Consider the following 23,168-nt stretch of genomic DNA (forward strand, 5'->3'; position numbering starts at 1 on the left):
AATGCTCTACAACCTCCTCTTCGGTCTGGCCGACGTCTTTTCGCCGTTCAACCTGTTCCGGTACCTGACCTTCCGGACCGGTGGTGCCGTGATCACGTCGCTGGTCATCAGCTTCGTCTTCTTTCCGCGCCTGATCGCCTGGCTGAAGCGCAAGCAGGGCGAAGGCCAGCCCATCCGCGCCGACGGCCCGGAGAGCCATTTCAAGAAGAAGGGCACGCCCACCATGGGCGGCCTGATGATCCTGATCGCCATGACGGTCAGCACCCTGCTGTGGGCCGACCTGACCAACGCCTATATCTGGATCGTCCTGCTGGTGACCATCGGCTACGGCCTGATCGGCTTCGGCGACGACTACCTGAAGCTGACCAAGCGCAACACCAAGGGGCTGTCCGGCCGCTTCCGCCTGGGCTGGGAGATCACAATCGGGCTGGTCGCCTCGGCGCTGATCATGTGGGTGTCGGCCCCGCCGCTGTCGGGCGGCGTGGCGGTTCCCTTCGTCAAGGATTTCCTGGTCCAGCTGTCCTGGTTCTTCGTACCGTTCGGCGCCTTCATCATGGTCGGCGCCTCGAACTCGGTGAACCTGACCGACGGGCTGGACGGGCTTGCCATCGTGCCGACGATGATCGCCGCCGGCTGCTTCGGCCTGATCTCCTACCTGTCGGGCAACGCAATCTTCGCCAACTATCTCCAAATCCACCATGTGCCGGGCTCCGGCGAGCTGGCGGTGTTCTGCGGCGCGCTGGTCGGCGCCGGGCTGGGCTTCCTGTGGTACAACGCCCCGCCGGCCATGGTCTTCATGGGCGATACCGGGTCGCTGTCGCTGGGCGGTGCCTTGGGTGCGGTCAGCGTGGTGACCAAGCATGAGATCGTGCTGGCCATCATCGGCGGCCTGTTCGTGCTGGAGACGGTGTCGGTGATCGTGCAGGTCGCCTCCTTCAAGCTGACCGGCAAGCGGGTGTTCCGCATGGCGCCGCTGCACCATCACTTCGAGAAGAAGGGCTGGGCGGAACCGACCGTGGTGATCCGCTTCTGGATCATCGCCTCGATCCTGGCGCTGGTCGGCCTGTCCACGCTGAAGCTGCGCTGAGGGGGGCACCGGCGATGATCGACCTGTTCTACATGCAGGAGCTGCCCGTCGCGGTGATGGGGCTGGGCAAGTCCGGCCTCGCCACCGCCCGCGCGCTCCGCGACAGCGGGGCCGAGGTGCGGGTGTGGGACGACAATCCCGCCTCCCGCACCGCGGCGGAGGCCGAGGGCTTCGCCGTGGTCGATCTCGCCAGCGCCGACCTGTCGGACCTGACCACCATCGTCTGGTCGCCCGGCATCCCCCACACCCACCCCAAGCCGCATCCGGTGGCCGAGCGCGCCCGCGCGCTGGGGATCGAGCTGATCTGCGACATCGAGCTGCTGGGCCGGGCGGAGCGCGACTGCGCCTTCATCGGCATCACCGGCACCAACGGCAAATCGACCACCACCACCCTGATCGGCCACATCCTGGCTGCCGCCGGCCGCAAAGCCGCGGTGGGCGGCAATCTGGGCACGCCGGTGCTGACCTTCGATCCGATCGGGTCGGGCGGCACCTGCGTGCTGGAGATGTCGAGCTATCAGCTGGAGCTGACCCACTCGATCACTTTCGACATCGCGGTCCTGCTGAACATCACGCCCGACCACCTCGCCCGCCATGGCGGGATGGAGGGCTACATCGCCGCCAAGAGGCTGATCTTCCACCGCCAGACCTGGCCGCGAACCGCGGTGATCGGGGTGGACGACGAGCATTGCCGCAAGATCCACGCCGACCTCGCCACCGCCGGCGACCAGCGCATCTGGCCGATCTCCGCCCAGGGGCCGGTGGCGGGCGGCGTCTATGCCGCCGACGGCTGGCTGGTCGACGACACCGACGGCGAGGCGGTTCGGGTCGTGGAGCTGTCGGGCCTGCCCAGCCTGCTGGGCGCCCATAACTGGCAGAACGCCGCCGCCGCCTTCGCCACCAGCAAGGCCGCCGGCCTGCCGGTGCCGGCCATCGTCGCGGCGATGGCGACCTTCCCCGGCCTCGCCCACCGGCAGCAGCTGGTCGGCACGCTGGACGGGGTGCGCTTCGTCAACGACAGCAAGGCGACCAACGCCGACGCCACCGAAAAGGCGCTGGCGACGTTCGACCCGATCTACTGGATCCTCGGCGGACAGGCCAAGGACACCGGGCTGAACGGTCTGGAACGCTATATGGGCCGCGTCCGCCACGCCTTCCTGATCGGCGAGGCGCAGGAACAATTCGCCGCATGGCTAGACGCGCAGGGTGTTGCTTATACACGCTGTGGAACGCTGGATGTTGCGACCGCGAAGGCGGCCGGACTGGCCCTGGCGGAACGGCTGGAGGGCGCTTGCGTGCTGCTGTCCCCAGCTTGCGCGTCATGGGACCAGTTTGCCAATTTCGAGAAGCGCGGCGAAGCCTTCGCGGTCTATGTCGCGAACATCGTCGCGGCGCATGAGAGCACCGGTGACGGCACCAGCGGGGGCGTTGCATGATCACCTTCGACCGTACCGACCAATCGATCTTCGGCCGCTGGTGGTGGACCGTCGACCGCTGGCAGCTGGGCGCCGTCGCCCTGCTGATGTTCCTCGGCACCGTCCTGATCACCGCGGCCAGCCCGCCGGTGGCCGAGCGCATCGGCATCCAGGACACCTTCTATTTCGTCGAACGCCACGTGATGATGCTGATCCCCGCGATCGTCATCATGGTCGGCGTTTCTCTGCTCAGCCCGCGCGGCGTGCGGCGGGTGGCGCTGGCGGTGTTCCTGATCTCGGTGGCGCTGGTCTATGCCACGCTGGTGGTGGGCGTCGAGATCAAGGGTGCCCGCCGCTGGATCCATGTCCCCGGCCTGTCGATCCAGCCGTCGGAGTTCGTGAAGCCGGCCTTCGCCGTGGTCGCCGCCTGGCTGTTCTCGCTGTCGCGCACCAACCCCGGCTTCCCGGGCGCGCTGGTGTCGATGGCGCTTTACGGCCTCACCATGGCCGGCCTGATCCTTCAGCCCGACCTGGGCATGACCTTCGTCGTCTCCGCCGTCTGGTTCACCCAGTTCTTCCTGGCCGGTCTGAACCTGGTGCTGGTGATGGGGCTCGGCGGGCTGGGCGTGGTCGGGCTGGTCGGCGCCTATTACACGCTGCCGCACGTCACCAGCCGCATCAACCGCTTCCTCGATCCGCATGCCGGCGACAACTATCAGGTCAACCGCTCGCTGGAGGCCTTCGCCAACGGCGGGCTGATGGGCACCGGCCCCGGACAGGGCACGGTGAAGTTCTATCTGCCCGACAGCCATGCCGACTTCATCTTCGCGGTCGCAGGCGAGGAGCTGGGCCTGATCTTCTGCCTGGGCTTGGTGGTTCTGTTCGCCTTCGTCGTTCTGCGCGGGTTCGCCCGTGTCTTCAACGACAACAATTATTTCGTCCTGCTGGCCGCCGCCGGTCTTCTGATCCAGTTCGGGCTTCAGGCGGCGATCAACATGGGTTCGTCCTTGCATCTTATGCCGACCAAGGGCATGACCCTGCCGTTCATCTCCTACGGCGGCTCTTCGCTGCTCGCTCTCGGGTTCGGCATGGGTATGGTTCTGGCACTGACACGCAAACGCTTCGGCCCCGCGGAATGAGGAGGCCGACCGACTTGAGCACGATCGGCTCCAATGCGGGCTTCCCCGCGGGATTCGACGCCAACGCCAACAAGGTGATCGTGCTGGCCGCCGGCGGTACCGGTGGGCACATGTTCCCGGCCGAGGCGCTGGCGCGCGAGTTGCTGGCCCGTGGCCGGGCGGTGACGCTGGTGACCGACAAGCGCGGCCATGCCTTCGGCGAGAACCTGCCGGAGGTACCGGTCCATCGCATCCGCGCCGCCTCCCCCGGCGCCGGCATCGTCGGCAAGCTGAAGGCCGCCCTGCAGATGGGCCTCGGCCTGTTGGAGGCGCGGGCGCTGATGCGCCGGCTCGATCCCGCCGCCGTGGTCGGCTTCGGCGGCTACCCGTCGGTCCCCACCGTCTATGCCGCCATCCAGTCGAAGCTGCCGGCCCTTCTGCACGAGCAGAACGCCGTGCTGGGCCGCGCCAACCGGATGCTGATCGCCGGGGCCAGCCGCATCGCCGTCGCCTTCTCCGACATCGAAAAGCTGGGCGAGGCGCAGCGCGTCAAGATCGTCCGCACCGGCAACCCGGTCCGCCCGGCCGTCGCCGCCCGCCGCCTGTCCCCCTACGAGGCACCCGGCGCCGCCGGTCCCGTCCGCCTGCTGGTGATGGGCGGCAGCCAGGGCGCCCGTATCTTCTCCGAGGTGATTCCCGCGGCGCTGGCCCTGTTGCCCGAGGCGATGCGCGCCCGCATCCATCTGGCGCAGCAATGCCGCCCGGAGGATCTCGAAGCCGCCCGCGACGCGCTGGAACCGCTGGGCCTCGACCGGCTGGAATTGCAGACCTTCTTCCGCGATGTGCCGGAGCGGCTGGCCGCCTGCCACCTCGCCGTCACCCGCGCCGGGGCCTCCACCATCGCCGAGCTGACCTGCGTCGGCCGTCCGGCGATCCTGGTGCCCTACCCGCACGCCACCGACGACCACCAGACCGCCAACGCCCGCCATCTGGCGGAAGCCGGCGCCGCCTGGCTGGTGCCGCAGCCCTCCTTTACCGCCCAGGCTCTGGCCAAGCAGCTTTCCGCCCTGCTGGCCGATCCGCAGGCGCTGACTGCCGCAGCCCGCGCCGCCCATGGCTGGGGCACCGCCGACGCCGCCACCGCGCTGGCCGACGCCGTGCTGGCGATGCTGGACGGCGGCCCCGCCGCTCACGATCACGCCCGCTCCGACCACGACCAATCCCAACACGCCCGGCGCCCGTCCGCCGGTGCCAGCGCCAAGGGGGCCGCGGAATGATGAAACCCATGCGGAATCTGACCCGGCCGACGCCGCGGCCGCTGCAGGACTGGCCGGCGGACATGACTCGGACCGAGGGCGGCTGGTACAACCGTCCGGGCTGCCCGCTGGTGCCGCGCTTCCTCGCCGAAGGCGGCTTCCTGCGTGACCGCCTGTCGATGATCCATGGATCGCAGCCCCTCCCCAACGACCTGTCCGACGGGGCGGTCGACGCCACCCTTCGCCTGATGCTTCGCCGCGGAAAGTAAGCCTGACATGCGCGCCCTCCCCCTCTCGATCGGCACCATCCACTTCGTCGGCATCGGCGGCATCGGCATGAGCGGCATCGCCGAGGTGCTGCGGAACCTGGGCTACACCGTCCAGGGTTCCGACCTCGCCGAGAACGCCAACGTCAAGCGCCTGCGCGAACTGGGCATCAAGGTGTTCGTCGGCCATCGCGGCGAGAACATCGCCGGGGCCGCCGTCGTCGTCGTCTCCTCCGCCGTCAAGCGCGACAATCCGGAAGTCGTGGCCGCCCGCGCGGCCCTGGTGCCGGTGGTCCGCCGCGCCGAGATGCTGGGCGAGCTGATGCGCCTGAAATGGGCCATCGCCATCGGCGGCACCCATGGCAAGACCACGACCACCTCGATGGTCGGCCATATGCTGGAGCATGCCAACCTCGACCCCACCGTCATCAACGGCGGCATCATCAACGCCTATGGCTCCAACACCCGGCTCGGCACCGGCGACTGGATGGTGGTGGAGGCGGACGAGAGCGACGGCACCTTCGTGAAGCTGCCGGCCTGCATCGCCGTCGTCACCAACATGGATCCGGAGCATCTGGACTTCTACGGCACCTTCGACAACGCCCGGGCCGCCTTCGACAGCTTCGTCCAGAACATTCCCTTCTACGGCTTCGCGGCACTCTGCATCGACCATCCCGAAGTGCAGGCGATGATCCCGCGCGTGTCGGACCGCCGCATCGTCACCTACGGCTTCTCGCCGCAGGCCGACATCCGCGCGGTGAACGTCGAGCTGGGCCCCGACGGCGCCAAGTACGACGTGCTGATCTACGACCGCCACACCGGCGAGAGCCGCGCCATCGCCGGCGTGCGCCTGCCGATGTACGGGCCGCACAATGTCCAGAACTCGCTGGCCTGCTTCGCCGTCGGCAACGAGATGGGCCTGCCCGACGTGGTGATGCGCGACAGCATGGCCAAGTTCCAGGGCGTTAAGCGCCGCTTCACCAAGACCGGCGAGACCAACGGCATCACCGTCATCGACGATTACGGCCACCATCCGGTGGAGATCGCCGCGGTGCTGAAGGCCGCGCGCACCGCCGGCACCGGCCGCACCATCGCCGTCGTCCAGCCGCACCGCTATTCCCGCCTCGCTGCCCTGTTCGAGGAGTTCTGCACCTGCTTCAACGACGCCGACGCCGTGATCGTCGCCGACGTCTATGCCGCCGGCGAGGCGCCGATCGAGGGCGTCAGCCGCGACAGCCTAGTCGAGGGCCTGCGCATGCACGGCCACCGTCATGTCGTGGCATTGCACAGCCAGCAGGAGTTGGCGCAGGTGGTGCGCGAGATGGCCAAGCCCGGCGACTTCGTCGTCTGCCTGGGCGCCGGCAACATCACCCAATGGGCGAACGCCCTGCCGGGTGAGCTGGCCTCCCTCTATGGCGCGACGCGATGACGGCAGCGCCCAGCATGAGCCCGGCTGACAGCCATCGGCCCAATGGCCACCTGATCCAGCGGATGCCCGCGGTGCGGGGCCGGCTGACCGCCGACGCCCCGCTGGCGCCGGTGACGTGGTTCCGCGTCGGCGGGCCGGCGGAGGTGATGTTCCGCCCGGCCGATGCCGACGACCTCGCCGACTTCCTGGCCGCTCTGCCGGCCGAGGTGCCGGTGACAGTGATCGGCGTCGCCTCCAACCTGCTGGTGCGGGACGGCGGCGTGCCGGGCGTCACCATCCGGCTCGGCCGCGGCTTCACCGACATCACCGCGGACGGAATGACCGTGACCGCCGGGGCAGCGGCGCTCGACCTGAATGTCGCCATGGTCGCCCGCGACGCCGGCATCGCCGGGTTGGAGTTCCTCTCCGGCATCCCCGGCACCGTCGGCGGCGCGCTCCGCATGAACGGCGGCGCCTATGGCCGCGAGCTGGCCGACGTGCTGGTCTCCGCCATCGCGGTGGCGCGCGACGGCCGGCGGCTGGAGTTCAGCCATGCCGGCATGGGCTTCACCTACCGCCACAGCGCGGTCCCGGACGATTGCATCTTCACCGGTGCCGTCCTGCGCGGCGAGCCCGGCAACCCGCTGGAGATCGCGCGGCGCATGGCCGAGATCTCCGACAAGCGCGCCGACAGCCAGCCGGTCCGCTCCCGCACCGGCGGCTCGACTTTCAAGAATCCTGAGGGCCACAAGGCCTGGGAACTGATCGACAAGGCCGGCTGCCGCGGCCTGTCCATCGGCGACGCCCAGGTGTCGGAAAAGCACTGCAACTTCCTGATCAACAACGGCACGGCCACCGCCGCCCAACTGGAAGCGCTGGGCGAGGAAGTCCGCCGCCGCGTATTCGAGACCAGCGGCGTCACGCTGGACTGGGAAATCAAGCGCATCGGCATTCCCGCCGAAGGAAGCACCGCCCAATGACCGAAGCCCTTCTCCACGCCCACAAGAAGCATGTCGCCGTCCTTATGGGCGGCTGGTCGGCCGAGCGCGAGGTGTCGCTGGTCAGCGGGGCCGGCGTCGCCAAGGCGCTGGAGGAGGAAGGCTACCGCGTCACCGCCATCGACGTGCAGCGCGACCTGGGCGGGCTGATGCACGCCCTGAGCAATCCGCGCCCCGACGTGGTGTTCAACGCCCTGCACGGCCGCGGCGGCGAGGACGGGACGATCCAGGGCGTGCTGGAGTTCCTGGGCCTGCCCTACACCCATTCGGGCGTCCAGGCCGCCGCCATCTCCATGGACAAGGCGATGACCAAACGCGTGCTGGACACCGTCGGCGTCCGCTCGCCCAAGGGGATGGTGTTGTCCCGCGGGGAGATCACCGGCGGCAGCCACCCCATGCCTGCGCCCTATATCGTCAAGCCTGTGGACGAAGGCTCGACCGTTGGCGTAACCCTGGTCCGCGAGGGGCAGAACAGCCCGGTCGGCGACGCGTGGACTTTCGGCGAGCGCGCGCTGGTCGAGGAGTTCATCCCCGGTCGCGAGCTGACCGTGGGCGTCATGGGTGACCGTGCTTTGGCGGTGACCGAGATCGTCTTCCAGGCCCAGCTCTACGACTATACCGCGAAATACAGCGCCGGACATGCCGTCCACACCGTCCCCGCCGCGATCCCCGAGGTCGTTGCGGAGGAGGCGAAGCGGCTGGCGGTGCTGGCGCACGACACCCTGGGCTGCCGGGGCGTGTCGCGCAGCGACTTCCGCTGGGATGACAGCCGGCCGGGAACGGACGGTCTGTATTTCCTGGAGATCAACAACCAGCCGGGCATGACGCCCCTGTCGCTGGTGCCCGAACAGGCCGCGCATGTGGGGATCACCTACGGCGCGCTGGTCGGCTGGCTCGTGGAGAACGCCGCATGTCAGCTCACCTGATGGCCGACCCGGACTTTCGCGCCGCCGCCGGCGCGCGCGCCCGGGACGAGATGCCGACCCCGCCACGCGCCATGGCCGCGTCGGCGGAAAAAGGCAAGCGGCGGCGTGCCTGGCCGCGCTGGACCCGCTCCGCCGTCAAGGCGGCGCTGGTGCTGGTGCCGGTGCTGGGACTGGCCGGTGCCGCCGGCTCCACTTGGAAACGTGGCAATCTGGCCGAGACGATGGAGGCGGCGCAGGAAAGCGTCATCCGCCTGACCGGCGACATGGGCTTCCGCCTGTCGGAGATCCTGGTGGTCGGCCGCAGCGAGACCGAGCGCGACGTCGTGCTCGACGCGCTGGGTGTGCGCCGGGGCGAGCCGATCCTGTCCATCGACCTTGCCGATGCCAAGCAACGGCTGGAGGAGTTGCCCTGGGTGTCGTCCGCCTCGATCGAGCGGCGGCTGCCCGGCTTCCTCTACATCCGCCTGTCCGAGCGCCAGCCGATGGCGATCTGGCAGCATGACCGCCAGTTCACCGTCATCGACCGCGCCGGCCGTCCGCTGGCCGACGCGGCGGAATTGGCGCGCCGCGGCAACCAGCGGATCGAAACTCTGCCGCAGGTGATCGGCGCCAACGCCCCGCAGCAGGTCCACACCCTGCTGTCGGCGCTGGATGGCGCCCCGACCATCGCGCCGATGCTGTCATCCGCCAGTTGGATCAGCGACCGCCGCTGGAACCTGCAGCTCGGCAACGGCGTGACGGTGAAGCTGCCGGAAGGCAATGCCGAGATGCGCCGCGCGCTGCGCCAACTGGAGCAGATGCACACGGCCAGCCATGTGCTGGACCGCGACATCGTCGCCATCGACCTGCGCCTGCCCGACAAGGCCGCGATCCAGACCTCCGCCACCGCCCAGCTTCCGGGCTGGGAGGACGACACGAAGAAGAAGAACGGCAAGAAATCTTGAAGCCCCGGTGACGACAGGCGCTTGTGGGGAAGCGCCCGTCGCCGGTGGACAGGAGTCGAGGGAAAGTCTTGGGGGGCATGTTCGGGATGGGATTCAACGGTGCCAAGAAGCCGAAGCGGCCGGCCCGTGGCGGGATCGTCACGGCGCTGGACGTCGGCTCGACGAAGGTGTGCTGCGTCATCGCGCGGATGGAGGAGCCCGGCTCCCTCCGCGTGATCGGCGTCGGCCACCAGATCGCCACGGGCATCCGCGCCGGAACCATCATCGACATGGAGGCGGCGGAGACCTCGATCGGCGCCGCCGTGCATGCGGCCGAACAGATGGCCGGCGAGACGGTGCATGACGTCGTCGTCAACCTGTCGATGGGCCATCCCCGCTCCCATGCCTTCACCGCCACCGTCCCGGTCTCCGGCCAGGAGGTGACGGAGGGCGACATCCGGCGCGCCATGGCCCATGCCCGCACCTTGCAGGCCGGTCCTGATCAGGCGCTGATCCACACCATCCCGCTTGGCTTCACCCTAGACGGCAGCCGCGGCATCCGCGATCCCAAGGGGATGAGCGGCCACACGCTGGGCGCACAGCTGCATGTCGTCACCGCCGCAGCCGGCGCCATCCGCACGCTGCACGCCTGCATCGCCCGCTGTCACCTGAACATCGAGTCCATCGTCGTCAGCCCCTTCGCCTCCGGCCTCGCCTGTCTGGTCGAGGACGAGATGGAGATGGGAGCGGCCTGCGTCGACATCGGCGGCGGCGGCACCACCATCTCGATCTTCGCCGAAGGCAATCTGGTGTGGACCGGCTTCGTGCCGCTCGGCGGCCGGCACGTCACCAACGACATCGCGCACGGGCTGGCAACTCCGCTGGTCCATGCCGAGCGGCTGAAGGTGCTGTATGGCAGCGCCCGCGTGAACCCGGCCGACGAGCGCGAGATGATCGAGGTGCCGCAGATCGGCGAGGACGAGCGCAGCGGCAGCGGCACCGCCAGCCACCCGCGCTCCTTCCTGGTCAGCATCATCCAGGCGCGGATGGAAGAGATATTCGAAGAGGTGCGCAGCGCCATCGAGCAGTCCGGCCATTCCCATCTGGTCGGCCGGCGCGTCGTGCTGACCGGCGGCGCCAGCCAGCTGCCCAACACGCGCGAGATGGCCGCCCCGATCCTCGACAAGCAGGTCCGCATCGCCCGCCCCACCCGGATCGCCGGCCTCAACGAGGCGCATGGCGGACCGGCCTTCTCGACGGTGGCGGGCCTTCTCCTACACGCCGTCCGCAACCCGACGGAGCTGATGGTGACCGGCCAAGAGGCGGTCGCGTCAACCGGGCTCCTCGGTCGCGTCGGCCTGTGGCTGCGGGAGAATCTCCAGATGATTCGCCCCACCGCCATTCACCGATTCCCGAACGGACAGACACCGGACACAACCGGGCGCCGGTCGCGGCATATCAAACATCAAACCCAACGAAAACAGGTTGTGGAGGCCTGAATAGAATGATCAACGTGACCATCCCCCAGATCGAGCCCGAACTGAAGCCGCGCATCACCGTCTTCGGCGTCGGCGGGGCCGGCGGCAATGCCGTCAACAACATGATCAAGTCGAACCTGGAAGGCGTGGACTTCGTCGTCGGCAACACCGATGCGCAGGCGCTGAAGGGTTCCTTGTGCGAGAAGCGCATCCAGCTGGGCACGGGCACCACCCGCGGCCTGGGCGCCGGCTCCAAGCCGGATGTCGGCCGTGCCTCGGCCGAGGAGCAGATCGACGAGATCGTCCAGTATCTCGAAGGCTCCAACATGGTCTTCATCACCGCCGGCATGGGCGGTGGCACCGGCACCGGTGCGGCCCCGGTCATCGCGCGTGCGGCCCGCGAGCGCGGCATCCTGACCGTCGGCGTCGTCACCAAGCCCTTCCATTTCGAGGGCGGTCACCGCATGCGGCTGGCGGAGGGCGGCATCGCCGAACTGCAGCAGTATGTCGACACCCTGATCATCATCCCGAACCAGAACCTGTTCCGCATCGCCAACGAGAAGACGACCTTTGCGGACGCCTTCAAGATGGCCGACGACGTTCTGCATTCGGGTGTGCGCGGCGTCACCGACCTGATGGTGATGCCCGGCCTGATCAACCTGGACTTCGCCGACATCCGGTCCGTCATGACCGAGATGGGCAAGGCGATGATGGGCACCGGCGAGGCCGGCGGCGAGCGCCGCGCCATCGAGGCCGCCGAGGCCGCCATCTCCAACCCGCTGCTGGACGACGTGTCGATGAAGGGTGCCCGCGGCGTCCTCATCAACATCACCGGCGGCTACGACATGACCCTGTTCGAGGTCGACGAGGCGGCCAACCGCGTCCGTGACGAGGTCGATCCCGACGCCAACATCATCTTCGGCTCGACCTTCGACAGCTCGCTGGACGGCGTGATGCGCGTGTCGGTCGTCGCCACCGGCATCGATGCCGCGGCGATGAGCAACCCGCGCACCCTGCACCCGGTCAACCTGTCGCTGGTCGGCGACCGCGCCAAGAAGCCGGGGGCTCCCGGCAACCTGACCGGCGCCCCGGCTCCGGCCGCCGCCCAAGGCTCGGCCATTCCCAGCGCCGCCGCCGGCCTGCGCACGCCGCAGCCGGTCACTGCCGGTGCCGCCGCCATCCAGCACGACCCGGCCCAGCAGTACGGCGCCCAGCAGCCTGTCGAGGCGCCGAAGCCGGCCGCCGGTCCGCTGCATGGCGAGAACCAGGGCGGCCACTTCTTCGCGCCAAAGCCGGCCGATGCCGGTCCGCGCCAGCCGGTGACCGTCGGCGCCGCGCCGCTGTCGACCCCGCAGCAGCCGGCCCCCCAGCAGCACGCCCCGCAGGCGCCGCAGATGCAGGGCCACCAGCAGCCGCAGCACCAGCCGCAGCAGCCGGCCCCGATGGCGCCGCAGCATCACCACGCCGCCCCGCAGGGCCACCAGCAGCACCCCGGCCAGCAGCATCCGGGCGGCCTGTCCGTCGGTCCGGCCCCGGCGCCTGCGCCGGAGCCGGCGCCGGCCCGCAAGGGCAACTTCCTGTTCGGTCTGGTGACCGGCCTGGGCCGCAAGTCCGAACCAGCGCCGCAGCCGGTGCCGCAGCCCGCGCCGCAGGCCTATCAGCCGCAGCCGGCCCCGCAGCAGTACCAGCCGGCCCCCCAGGGCTATCCGCAGCAGCAGCCCGCCTACCCGCAGCAGCAGCCGCAGGCTCCCCACCAGGGCTATCCGGCGGGCCAGCAGTATCCGGCGCCGGCGCAGCAACAGCCGGTCTATCCGCCGCAGCAGTCCGCTCCGCAGCATGCGCCGGGCTACCCCGCCGCCCCGCAGGCGCAGGCTCCGGCCCCGCGGGCCGATGGCAAGCCGGGCGAACAGGAAGAACTGGACATCCCGGCCTTCCTGCGCCGTCAGGCCAACTGAGCGGCCGGACCTGAACCGATCTTGGCCGTCCTGACCGACACGGTGTTGGACAGGACGGCCGGCCGATCCCGGCGAAAGCCGGAGATAACCGCCGTCGCCGCAGCCTCCTAATCGCGGCGCCGGCGGCTCCACAACCTGACCGAACCTTTCGGACCCCGGTGATGCCGTCGTGCGTCGCCGGGGATTTTTTATTTCAGACGACTTGGCACAAGTGGCTGATTGCTTGTCTTGCGCACTACTTTTGCCCTGCAACAAACGGTAACAATGAGTGATTTGCCGATTTCCGATCCCCGGTGTTACCTATCAGCATGGTCGAAAGCGAAAGCCGCCGACGCGATGATCTCCCAAGATCAAGCGGCGCGGATCGCTGGAAACCTCTCCTTCACGACCAAGATGGAAAAGACATCGTGGCCAACAATCGCAGCAACGTGGACGGCATGTTCCAGCAGACCCTGAAGAAGGCGGTGAGCATCGCCGGCGTCGGGCTGCATTCGGGCGTCATCGTCACGCTGACGATTTCGCCGGCCGATGCGAATTCCGGGATCACCTTCCTGCGCAGCGACCTGCGCGGTGCGGCCGCCGTCATTCCGGCGCGCTGGGACACGGTTGTCGACACCCGCCTGTGCACCGTGATCGGCAACGACCATGGCACCACCGTCGGCACGATCGAGCATCTGATGTCGGCGCTGGCCGGCTGCGGCATCGACAACGCCGTGGTTTCGCTGGACGGCATCGAGGTGCCGATCATGGACGGCAGCGCCGCTCCCTTCGTCGCCGCCATCGAGCAGGCCGGCATCGCCGTGCAGAAGTCGCCCCGCCGCTTCATCCGCATCCTGAAGCCGGTCGCCATCGGCGACGGCGTCAAGAGCGCGTCCTTCACCCCGGACGACGCGACCAGCTACAGCTTCGAGATCGACTTCGACAGCGCCGCCATCTCCCGTCAGGCCCGCGCCCTGGAGATTGATCCGGACAGCTTCAAGGACGAGATCAGCCGCGCCCGCACCTTCGGCTTCCTGCACGAGGTCGAGGGGCTGCGCAAGATGGGCCTCGCCCGTGGCGGCTCGCTGGACAATGCGGTGGTCATTTCCGGCGATACGGTGATGAACGCCGAGGGCCTGCGCTTCAAGGACGAGTTCGTGCGCCACAAGATCCTGGACGCCGTCGGCGACCTGTATCTGGCCGGCGCGCCGATCGTCGGCCATTTCCACGGCGTGCGCTCCGGCCATGCCCTGAACAACCAGCTGCTGCGTGCGCTGTTCGCCGACCGCAGTGCTTGGCGCTACGAGACGGCGATGTCGCTGCCGGTCGCGCGCCGCGGCCTGGAGCAGCTGGCGGTCGCCTGATTGCCATCATCGTTCCGGGATGGTCTTTTTTCGAGAGGTCTGCCCCTGCCCTCCCCCACCGGGGAGGGCTTTTTCTTTGGCGCACTCCCCTCCCCCACCGCCGCGGCGATTCGCGCAAAGGAAAAGCGCCCTCCCCTCTCGGAGCGAGCGCCCTGCGCAATTTGGTGGATATTTCCCGTTTTTCGATTTATTTCAGTATTTTAGGTAATTTTCTTAATCTGGGATCTGCGCAGGTGCCGGGAGTCCCGTCCGTCCGGGACGGGAAGGCCTCCTACCCCGCCACCACTATCTCCGCCCCAGTGCCGGCATATTCGCCGAAGCGGGTGTCCTCCTTGAGGATGTGCTTGCCCAGCCAGTCGGAGCAGAACAGGAACACCTCTTCGCCGCTGATCCGGCTGCCACCCGCGCGGAATTCGTCGCGGTAGCTTTCGACCTGCCGGGTCAGCCGGTCGTGCAGGGCCTTGTGGGCGGCGAAGGTCGGGTAGTTCAGCTTTTCCATCTGCGCCTCCTCCTCCGCGAAGTGATGGCGGGTGTAGGCGATCAACTCATCCAGGATGGCTTCGATCAGGGCCGGGTCCTGGCGGCTCTCGTCGTCGTACAGCTTATTGACGATGGCGATCAGGACGCGGTGATCCTCGTCCAGTGCGTCGTTGCCCACGCTCATCCAGCGCGACCACTGAATTGGCTCCATGGCGTTTCCTTCGTCCCCTTCGTTGGCAGCCGGGCAGGCGGGTGCGGGCGTTGACCGCCCGTCGGCGCCGTCCCGTTTTCGGGGCGGTCCACCTGTCCGGCATCGTTCCGCTTCTGACTATAAGCGTTTCCTGATCTCACTCCGCCAATCCCCGTCCGTCAATCCGGTCGAACGGGATGCGACATTTTGGCGAAGGTCCGATGCGGCGTCGGTCAGCCACCGATCCGGGCCAGCCACTCGTCTTCGGTCAGGATCTCGACGCCCAACTCCTTGGCCTTGGCCGCCTTGCTGCCGGCATCTGCCCCGGCGACCAGATAGTCGGTCTTGCCGGAAACGGAGCCCGCCACCTTGGCGCCGAGCGATTCGGCCCGCGCCTTCGCCTCCGACCGGGTCATCCGCTCCAGCGTTCCGGTGAAGACCACCGTCTTGCCGGCGATGGGGGAGTTGCTGGCCTTCGGCAGCTCGGCGTCCAGCACGGTCAGCCGTTCCATCAGGCCGCGGACGATGACGAGGTTGCGCTCCTCCGCGAAGAAGCCGGCCAATTCCTCGGCCGCCACCTCGCCGACATCGGGGGTGGCGACCAGATCGAGCCAGGGCTGACCCGGCGCCTGCGCCACCGCACGCTCCATCGCCGCCCGCCAGTCGGACAGGGTGCCGTAGCGGGTGGCCAGCGCCTGGGCAGCCCGGCTGTTCAGCCGCTTGATGCCGAGCGAACCGATGATGGTTTCCAGCCGCAGTGCATCGTTGCCGGCATAGAAGTCGAGCTTGGACGCGCTCTCGGGATCGGCGAACCAGGCGAGGATGGTGTCGGCGGTGACCGGACCGACGCCGTTCAATGTATGCAGATCGCGCCATTCCTGGCCGGGCATCGCCTGCTCAGCCGCCAGCATGCCGTCGACCCAAGCCCCCATCGTCTTGTAGTGGCGGGCCAGCGACTTGGCCGTCACCTCGCCGACATGGCGGATGCCGAGCGCGTAGATCACCCGATGCAGGTCGATGCCATCGCGACGCTGCTGGATGGCCTTGAACAGGTTCTGGACCGACTTCTCCTTCCAGCCCGGCCGGCCGATCAGCTCGACCCGGCCCTCAAGGGTGAAAATGTCGACCGGCGACTTGATGAAGCCCTCGTCCCAGAACTCCTCGATGATCTTCTCGCCGAGCCCTTCGATGTCGAAGGCGTCGCGGGAGACGAAATGGCGAAGCCGCTCTTTGGCCTGGGCAGCGCAGATCAGGCCGCCGGTGCAGCGCCGCACCACCTCGCCCGCCTCACGGATGGCGAGGCTGCCGCAGACCGGGCAGGTTTCCGGCGCCACATAGGGGGCCGAGTTGGCCGGGCGCTGCGACAGCACCACCTCGACCACCTGCGGGATGACGTCGCCGGCACGCTGGACCACCACGAGATCGCCGACGCGGATGTCCTTGCGGGCGATCTCGTCCTCATTGTGCAGGGTGGCGCGGCTGACGACGACGCCGCCGACGGTGATGTCCTCCAACTCCGCCACCGGTGTCAGAGCACCGGTGCGGCCGACCTGGATGGTGATCTCCTTCAACCGGGTCTGCGCCTGTTCGGCCGGGAACTTGTGGGCGATGGCCCAGCGCGGCGCGCGGCTGACGAAGCCCAACCGTTGCTGTAGCTCCAGACTGTCGACCTTGTAGACGACCCCGTCGATGTCGAAGGGCAGACCAGCGCGCCGCCGGCCGATGCCCTCGTAATAGGCCAGCAACTTGTCCTTGCCGTCGCACAGCTCGGCCGGGCGGTTCAACTGGAAGCCCCAGCCCTTCAGCCGCTCGCGGATGCCCCATTGGCTCTCGGCGATCGGCTCCGACAGCTCGCCCAGCGCATAGCCGAAGAAGCAGAGCGGCCGGGACGCGGTGATGGAGGGATCGAGCTGGCGCAGGCTGCCGGCCGCCGCGTTGCGCGGGTTGGCGAAGAGCTGCTCGCCCTTCTCCGCACGGGCGGCGTTCATCGCCAGGAAGTCGTCGCGGCTCATATAGACCTCGCCGCGAACCTCCAGCACGTCGGGGAAAGGCGCCGGCAGGCGGTGCGGCACGTCGCGGATGGTGCGGACGTTGGCGGTGACGTTCTCGCCCTCCGCCCCGTCGCCGCGGGTGGCGGCCAGAACCAGCTCGCCCTTCTCGTAGCGCAGCGAGCAGGACAACCCGTCGATCTTCGGTTCCGCCACGAAGGTCAGCGGCGCATCGTCGGACAGGCCGAGGAAGCGGCGGACGCGGGCATCGAACTCCGCGACGTCCTCGGGGGCGAAGGCGTTGCCCAGCGACAGCATCGGAATGGCATGACGCACCTTGCCGAAGCCAGCGGCTGGAGCGGCACCGACGCGCAGGCTGGGCGAATCGGCGCGGCGCAGCTCGGGAAAGCGGGTCTCGATGGCGAGGTTGCGGCGGACCAGCAGGTCATAGTCGGCGTCGGAGACCTCCGGCTGGTCCTGCTGGTGATAGAGCCGGTCATGGTGGGCGATCTCGGCGGCCAGCGCCGCCAACTCCGCCGCCGCCTGGTCCGGCGTCAGGGCATCGACGGCGATGCTGCGGGGATTGGGCGGCGTGTCGAACAGGTCCTGCATGGCGCGTCTCGTGACGAATCGGGAGCTTCCGGAGAAGGGCCGCGCAGGATAGCGCTTGGGAACCGGTTTCGGGAGTCTGTCGGGGCGCGGACCTCATCAGGGCGACGGGCGGCATAAGTCCCTATATACTATGGGCACACCCTTCGGAGTCCCTTGGCCTGATGAGCAAAGCCACCGCACCGGACCTGCGCATCGACGACCGTATGATCGTCTCCGCCGCGCTGGACCGCATCCTCTACGACGACCCCGACCATTTCGTAGCGGACGACGCACGCACTGTGCGCCGGCTGATCCCGCACAGCCGCTCCGCCTGGCTGCGGCTGGGGTTCCGCGCCGAACGGCAGGGCCCGTCGATGAAGGGCGAGGCCGCCGGGGTCGGCGACGTGCGGATGGAAGGCGACAAGAAGGTTGTGGAGGGCAGCGTCGGCGAGGCGGCGACTTGGCGCTGCGGCCAATACAAGATCACCAACAATGGCAGCGACCTGGAAATCTGGCAGGTGATGAGCGACGAGTATGCGCCCGAACCGAAAGGCGCCAGGCTGGAATTCGACGACCGGGGTGAACCGGAACGGCTGACCTTCTTCCAGCCGCGGGACATCGAACTGCGGATCCCCTTCACCAGCCTTGCGGTCGGCGTGCGGCTGGGCGGGTGGCAGCCCTGGAAGATGGTGGCGGAGGGAAGCGTCGCCGCCGGGTGACTGCCGGCGGCGACGCTCCCGAATTCGCCGTCAGCCCTGCCGGTAGTTCGGCGACTCGTTGGTGATGGTGATGTCGTGGACGTGGCTTTCGCGCAGGCCCGCATTGGTGATGCGGACGAACTGGCACTTCTCGCGCATCTCGGCGATGGAGGCGCTGCCGGTGTAGCCCATGGCCGCGCGCAGGCCGCCGACCAGCTGGTGGATGACCGCCGACACCGGACCCTTGTAGGGGACGCGGCCCTCGACGCCTTCCGGCACCAGCTTCATGGTCGAAACCTCCTGCTGGAAGTAACGGTCCGCCGAGCCGCGCGCCATGGCGCCGACCGAGCCCATGCCGCGGTAGCTCTTATAGGAGCGGCCCTGGAACAGGATGACCTCGCCCGGGCTTTCGTCGGTGCCGGCGAACAGGCTACCCAGCATGGCGACGCTTGCACCGCCGGCAATCGCCTTGGCCAGATCGCCCGAATATTTGATGCCGCCGTCGGCGATCACGGGAATCCCGTGCTTCTCGCACTCCTCCACCACATCCATCACAGCGGTCAGCTGCGGCACGCCGACGCCGGCGATGATGCGGGTGGTGCAGATGGAGCCCGGACCGATGCCGACCTTGACGGCATCCACGCCGGCATCGATCAGCGCCTTGGCCGCTTCGGCGGTGGCGACGTTGCCGGCGATGACCTGGGTGTAGCTGGACAGGGCGCGGGCGGCGCGAACCTGATCGAGCACCTTCAGCGAATGGCCGTGCGCGGTGTCGACCACCAGCACGTCGACGCCGGCGTCGAACAGGGCCTCCGCACGGGCCAGACCGTCGCTGCCGGTGCCGGTGGCGGCGGCGACGCGCAGGCGGCCCTTATCGTCCTTGCACGCATTGGGATAAGCCTGGGCCTTTTCGATGTCCTTGACGGTGAGGAGGCCGATGCAACGGTAGTCCTCGTCCACCACCAGCAGCTTCTCGATGCGGTGCTGGTGGAGCAGGCGCTTGCCCTCGTCCTGGCTGACGCCCTCGCGAACGGTCACCAGTTCCTTGGTCATCAGCTCGCTGACCGGCTGGCGCGGGTCGTCGGCGAAGCGGACGTCGCGGTTGGTCAGCATGCCGACCAGCTTGCCGCTGCCGCGCGCGTCACGGCTCTCGACCACCGGGATGCCGGAGATCTTGTGGTAGGACATCAGTTCCAGAGCGTCGGCCAGCGTCGCGTTCGGCGTGATGGTGATCGGGTTGACCACCATGCCCGATTCGTACCGCTTGACCTTGCGGACCTCTTCGGCCTGCTGCTCGATGGTCAGGTTGCGATGGACGACGCCGATGCCGCCGGCCTGGGCCATAGCGATGGCGAGACGGCTCTCGGTCACCGTGTCCATCGCCGAGGACATCAGCGGGATGCCCAGCTCGATGGTCTTCGTCAATCTTGTCCGGGTGTCCACGTCGTTCGGCAGCACCGAGCTTTCGGCCGGAACCAGCAGGACGTCGTCGAAGGTCAGGGCTTCGCGGATTTTGGTGTCGCGCGCCATGTGTCTAATCTCCCGGAAGATAAACGTGGCGCACTTATACACAAGACCATGGGCTTGTGAACCCGTGCGCACACAGCATCTGTTATGCAAGTGCGAAAAACGGCCTATTCAGTCGTTCACGTTGCCGCCGCGGAAGCCGGTGGCGACCACATAGGTCTCCGACGACTCCGCGCGGCTGGCCGGCGGCTTGGCGTGCTTGACCACGGTGAAGTCGCGCCGCAGCCGGTCGAGCAGGGAACGCTCGGCCCCACCCTGGAACAGCTTGGCGACGAAGGCGCCGCCGGGGGCCAGCACCTCCTCCGCGAAATCGTAGGCGGCCTCGGCCAGCCCCATGATGCGCAGATGGTCGGTCTGCTGGTGGCCGGTGGTGGGAGCGGCCATGTCGCTCAGCACCAGATCGGCCGGGCCGCCCAGCGCGTCCTTCAGCTTCTCGGCCGCCCCCTCTTCCAGGAAGTCGGCCTGCATGGTGGTGGCGCCGGGAACCGGGTCCATCGGCAGGATGTCCAGACCGACGACCTTCCAACCCTCCTTCGCGGCCTGCACCCGCTCCACCGCGATCTGGGTCCAGCCGCCGGGGGCGGCGCCGAGATCGACCACGCGCTTGCCGGGGGCGAGCAGGCGGAACTTCTCGTCCAGCTGCAACAGCTTGAACGCCGCGCGCGAGCGGTAGCCGCGCTTGGTCGCCTCGGCCACATAGGGGTCGTTCAGGTGGCGCTCCAGCCAGCGCTTGGAGGATTCCGTGCGCTTGCCGGCGGTCTTCACACGGACCGTGGCACGGCGTCCGCCCGGACGCGTCGACGGAGTCTTTTCGGTCATGATCGCTGCTGTTCCTCGGTCATCCGGCACAGGCGGGAATCCTTCCCCACCTGCCCGATCATACATCCGGTGTCGTTACCGGTTCATTCGCCGGCGGCCCCGATCAGGTCCACCAGAATTCCTTCACGCAAGCCGCGGTCGGCGATGCGCAGCCGTTCCACCGGCCAGACGTCGCACAGCGCGTCCAGAACGGCGCAGCCGGCGACCACCAGATCGGCACGGTCCTGGCCGATGCAGGGATGGCGGGCGCGGCCGTCGAAATCCTGTGCGACCAGATGGTCGATCACCGCGCGGGCGTGGTCGACCCGCAGATAGCTGCCGTCCACCGCCCGGCGGTCGTAACGGCACAGCCCCAGATGCACGCCGGCCAGCGTCGTCACCGTGCCCGAGGTGCCGAGCATCTGCACCTTGCCGGCGGCGACGCGGCTCTCGATGCGGTTGCGCGCCTCGAACGGGGCGATGGCGTCGGCGACCGCCTCCACCATCTGGATGTAGTTGGCGCGGGTGACGTTGGGGCCGCCATATTCCTCGGTCAGGCCGATGACGCCGCAACGGATGGAGGTCTGGTCGAGCAGGCGCGGCGCCCTGCCCTTCTCCACCTGCAGCCACATCAGCTCGGTCGAGCCGCCACCGATGTCGAAGACGATGGCATAGGGATGGGTCGGCTCCAGCAATGCGGCGCAGCCGGCCAGCGCCAGCCGTCCCTCCTCCTCGCTGGAGATGATTTCCAAGGGGATGCCGGTCTCGCGCTCCACCGTCTCGACGAAGGCGGCGGTGTTACTGGCGCGGCGGCAGGCCTCGGTCCCGACGGCGCGGACGGCGGTGCAGCCGCGACGCTCGATCTTGGAGCCGCAGACGCGCAGAGCCGCGATGGTGCGCTCCATCGCGGGCTCCGACAGATGGTCGTTGCGGCTCAGCCCCTCGCCCAGGCGGACGATGCGGGAAAAGGCGTCGATGACGCGGAAGCCACCCGGCGCCGACTTGGCGATCAGCAGGCGGCAATTGTTGGTGCCGAGGTCCAGCGCGGCGAAGACCGGGCGCACCAGCGCCGACGAACGCAACCGTCCGGTGTCGTTCTGCCGCTCGCTTTGCACCTGTAGATCCACGTACCGTCCCCGCAGCACCTAAAGAGCGGAGTGTAACCCGGATCGCAGTCCGGCGGGAACCCCTCTCGACTCGGTTTCCGCCGGCGGCGACCCGCAGGTCACCTCTGCGCCAGTCACTGGGCTTTCACGAAGGGGCAGCTGCTGGTTTCAACCGGCAGGAAGGCTTCCGCCGCCGGAATGCTGCGGACCTGCTTGTAATAGTCCCACGGCGCCTTGCTCTCCGCCGGGCTCTTCACCTGGTACAGCTCAAGATCGTACAGCACGCGGCCGTCCTTGCGGATGCTGCCGGGGGTGCCGAAATAGTCGGTTGGCATCGCCTTCATCGCGGCGGTGACCGCCTCGGACTCGGTGGTGCCCGCCGCTTTCACACCCTTCAGCCAATGCAGGGTGGCGAGGTAGGTGTTGGCCTGCTCCTTGGTCGGCATCTTGCCGTGGCGCTCGAAGAAGCGCTTGGACCATGCTCGGGTCTGGTCGTTGCGGTCCCAATAGAAACCGCTTGTGACATAGAGCCCCTTGGCGAGGTCGAGACCCAGCGAATGGATGTCGGTGATGAAGACGATATAGCCGACCAGCCGCTGGCCGGACTCGGTCAGGCCGAATTCACCAGCCTGCTTGATGGTGCCGACGGTCTCCGCCCCCACATTGGCGAGCGCCACCACCTTGGCGCCGCTGCCCTGGGCGCTCAGCAGGTAGGAGCCGAAATCGCTGGTGCCCATCGGGTGGCGCACACCGCCGACCACGGTGCCGCCGGCCTGTTTGATCGCGTCGGTCGCCGCCTTCTCCATCGCCGTGCCGAAAGCGAAGTCGGCAGTGATGAAGTACCAGCTGGTGCCGCCCGACTGCACGACCGCCTTGGTCGTGCCAACGGCCAGCGACGCGGTGTCGTCGGCCCAGTGGATGCTGTAGGGCGAGCATTGCGAATTGGTCAGCTCGGTGGTTGTCGCGGCGCTGATCATCAGCACCTTCTTCTTTTCGCGCGCGACCGCCTGCACCGCCAGGGCGACGGAGGAGACCGGAATGTCGGTCACCATGTCGACGCCGTCGACGTCGAACCAGCTGCGGACGATGTTGGAGGCCACGTCCGGCTTGTTCTGCATGTCGGCCGACAGCACCTCGACCGGCCGGCCAAGCACATTGCCGCCGAAATCCTCAACCGCCATCCGGGTGGCGAGCACGGCACCCTTGCCGCCGATGTCGGACGCGAACCCGGCCTCGTCCGCCAGCACGCCGATTCGCACCGGCTTGGCGGTCTGGGCTTGAGCCGACACCGCGGCAGCGGACAACGCCGTCGTCGCGAGCAGCGCCGCCAGCGCGAAAGGCTTTAGCAACCGCCCCATGCGATCCTCCCCATCCTCTTTTCGTGTGACGGGTGCGCACGCCGACCTGCGGCGTCCTGCCGCACCGTTCGGTTCCGTGGATAGCGGGATTTGATTTCATATGCAAACAGTATCGTTTGAAACGTATTGCCGGGATCTGTGTTCTTTCCCGCCCTGGGATGGGAATTACGCTCCTGGCAAAACAAAAGCCCTCGCTCCGATAGGAAGCGAGGGCTTTCGCAGCGGGCATCTACGGCCCGGATGAAGTCGCCAATCAGGC

19 protein-coding genes are annotated in these 23,168 nt (G+C 68.2%); 13 read left to right on the forward strand and 6 right to left on the reverse strand.

The window, feature by feature from the left end; genetic code table 11:
* Nucleotide 1 precedes the first annotated feature (1 nt).
* From mraY to lpxC, 12 genes are all read left to right on the forward strand, one after another.
* On the forward strand, nucleotides 2-1,087 hold the full coding sequence (mraY, locus tag ACWPN8_RS11355; RefSeq protein ID WP_109096547.1) for a phospho-N-acetylmuramoyl-pentapeptide-transferase: 1,086 nt from the start codon (nucleotides 2-4) through the stop codon (nucleotides 1,085-1,087).
* A 14-nt stretch (nucleotides 1,088-1,101) separates the two neighbouring features.
* Entirely contained in the window at nucleotides 1,102-2,523 is a 1,422-nt protein-coding gene (gene murD, locus ACWPN8_RS11360; RefSeq protein WP_492240830.1) for a UDP-N-acetylmuramoyl-L-alanine--D-glutamate ligase, read from the forward strand.
* Entirely contained in the window at nucleotides 2,520-3,641 is a 1,122-nt protein-coding gene (locus ACWPN8_RS11365; protein ID WP_109096545.1) for an FtsW/RodA/SpoVE family cell cycle protein, read from the forward strand. Before murD ends, ACWPN8_RS11365 begins: the two co-directional genes overlap by 4 nt.
* Nucleotides 3,638-4,897 (forward strand): undecaprenyldiphospho-muramoylpentapeptide beta-N-acetylglucosaminyltransferase, encoded by a 1,260-nt coding sequence (gene murG, locus ACWPN8_RS11370; protein WP_492240831.1) that lies wholly within the window; start codon nucleotides 3,638-3,640, stop codon nucleotides 4,895-4,897. The genes ACWPN8_RS11365 and murG overlap by 4 nt, the downstream gene beginning before the upstream one ends.
* A gap of 8 nt (nucleotides 4,898-4,905) precedes the next feature.
* Nucleotides 4,906-5,145 (forward strand): hypothetical protein, encoded by a 240-nt coding sequence (locus ACWPN8_RS11375; protein WP_244592762.1) that lies wholly within the window; start codon nucleotides 4,906-4,908, stop codon nucleotides 5,143-5,145.
* Nucleotides 5,146-5,152: 7 nt separating this feature from the next.
* The gene (gene murC, locus ACWPN8_RS11380; RefSeq protein ID WP_109096544.1) at nucleotides 5,153-6,571 is read left to right on the forward strand and encodes a UDP-N-acetylmuramate--L-alanine ligase; all 1,419 of its coding nucleotides are present in this window, start codon (nucleotides 5,153-5,155) and stop codon (nucleotides 6,569-6,571) included.
* Complete coding sequence (gene murB / locus ACWPN8_RS11385; protein WP_492240832.1) at nucleotides 6,568-7,530, forward strand: UDP-N-acetylmuramate dehydrogenase; 963 nt, start codon at nucleotides 6,568-6,570, stop codon at nucleotides 7,528-7,530. Before murC ends, murB begins: the two co-directional genes overlap by 4 nt.
* On the forward strand, nucleotides 7,527-8,474 hold the full coding sequence (locus ACWPN8_RS11390; RefSeq protein ID WP_492240833.1) for a D-alanine--D-alanine ligase: 948 nt from the start codon (nucleotides 7,527-7,529) through the stop codon (nucleotides 8,472-8,474). The genes murB and ACWPN8_RS11390 overlap by 4 nt, the downstream gene beginning before the upstream one ends.
* Nucleotides 8,459-9,418 carry a cell division protein FtsQ/DivIB gene (locus ACWPN8_RS11395; protein WP_492240834.1) on the forward strand — a complete coding sequence of 320 codons (960 nt, stop codon included), beginning with the start codon at nucleotides 8,459-8,461 and terminating at the stop codon, nucleotides 9,416-9,418. The genes ACWPN8_RS11390 and ACWPN8_RS11395 overlap by 16 nt, the downstream gene beginning before the upstream one ends.
* An 86-nt stretch (nucleotides 9,419-9,504) precedes the next feature.
* Nucleotides 9,505-10,896: a cell division protein FtsA gene (ftsA, locus tag ACWPN8_RS11400; protein WP_492241387.1), complete on the forward strand. Its 1,392-nt coding sequence runs from the start codon at nucleotides 9,505-9,507 to the stop codon at nucleotides 10,894-10,896.
* Nucleotides 10,897-10,901: 5 nt separating this feature from the next.
* On the forward strand, nucleotides 10,902-12,830 hold the full coding sequence (gene ftsZ / locus ACWPN8_RS11405) for a cell division protein FtsZ (protein WP_492240835.1): 1,929 nt from the start codon (nucleotides 10,902-10,904) through the stop codon (nucleotides 12,828-12,830).
* Nucleotides 12,831-13,237: 407 nt separating this feature from the next.
* Nucleotides 13,238-14,173, forward strand: coding sequence for a UDP-3-O-acyl-N-acetylglucosamine deacetylase (lpxC, locus tag ACWPN8_RS11410; RefSeq protein WP_492240836.1), 936 nt, complete (start codon nucleotides 13,238-13,240; stop codon nucleotides 14,171-14,173).
* Nucleotides 14,174-14,444: 271 nt separating this feature from the next.
* Here lpxC and ACWPN8_RS11415 read toward each other — a convergent pair whose 3' ends face one another.
* Both ACWPN8_RS11415 and ligA read right to left on the reverse strand, forming a co-directional pair.
* Nucleotides 14,445-14,864 (reverse strand): bacteriohemerythrin, encoded by a 420-nt coding sequence (locus ACWPN8_RS11415; protein ID WP_492240837.1) that lies wholly within the window; start codon nucleotides 14,862-14,864, stop codon nucleotides 14,445-14,447.
* Nucleotides 14,865-15,076: 212 nt separating this feature from the next.
* The gene (gene ligA / locus ACWPN8_RS11420) at nucleotides 15,077-17,443 is read right to left on the reverse strand and encodes an NAD-dependent DNA ligase LigA (protein WP_492240838.1); all 2,367 of its coding nucleotides are present in this window, start codon (nucleotides 17,441-17,443) and stop codon (nucleotides 15,077-15,079) included.
* A 161-nt stretch (nucleotides 17,444-17,604) separates the two neighbouring features.
* Between ligA and ACWPN8_RS11425 the strand changes: the two genes are divergently transcribed.
* Nucleotides 17,605-18,141, forward strand: a complete 537-nt coding sequence (locus tag ACWPN8_RS11425; protein ID WP_492240839.1) for a hypothetical protein — start codon at nucleotides 17,605-17,607, stop codon at nucleotides 18,139-18,141.
* 30 nt (nucleotides 18,142-18,171) lie between these two features.
* Here ACWPN8_RS11425 and guaB read toward each other — a convergent pair whose 3' ends face one another.
* From guaB to ACWPN8_RS11445, 4 genes are all read right to left on the reverse strand, one after another.
* Nucleotides 18,172-19,650, reverse strand: coding sequence for an IMP dehydrogenase (gene guaB / locus ACWPN8_RS11430; RefSeq protein ID WP_109096536.1), 1,479 nt, complete (start codon nucleotides 19,648-19,650; stop codon nucleotides 18,172-18,174).
* 108 nt (nucleotides 19,651-19,758) lie between these two features.
* Nucleotides 19,759-20,466, reverse strand: a complete 708-nt coding sequence (locus tag ACWPN8_RS11435) for an RlmE family RNA methyltransferase (protein WP_492240840.1) — start codon at nucleotides 20,464-20,466, stop codon at nucleotides 19,759-19,761.
* A gap of 83 nt (nucleotides 20,467-20,549) precedes the next feature.
* On the reverse strand, nucleotides 20,550-21,572 hold the full coding sequence (locus ACWPN8_RS11440; RefSeq protein WP_109096534.1) for a Ppx/GppA phosphatase family protein: 1,023 nt from the start codon (nucleotides 21,570-21,572) through the stop codon (nucleotides 20,550-20,552).
* Between the two features lie 113 nt (nucleotides 21,573-21,685).
* The gene (locus ACWPN8_RS11445) at nucleotides 21,686-22,909 is read right to left on the reverse strand and encodes an ABC transporter substrate-binding protein (RefSeq protein WP_492240841.1); all 1,224 of its coding nucleotides are present in this window, start codon (nucleotides 22,907-22,909) and stop codon (nucleotides 21,686-21,688) included.
* Nucleotides 22,910-23,168 lie beyond the last annotated feature (259 nt).

It is taken from the genome of Azospirillum sp. UENF 112521 (assembly GCF_058780665.1).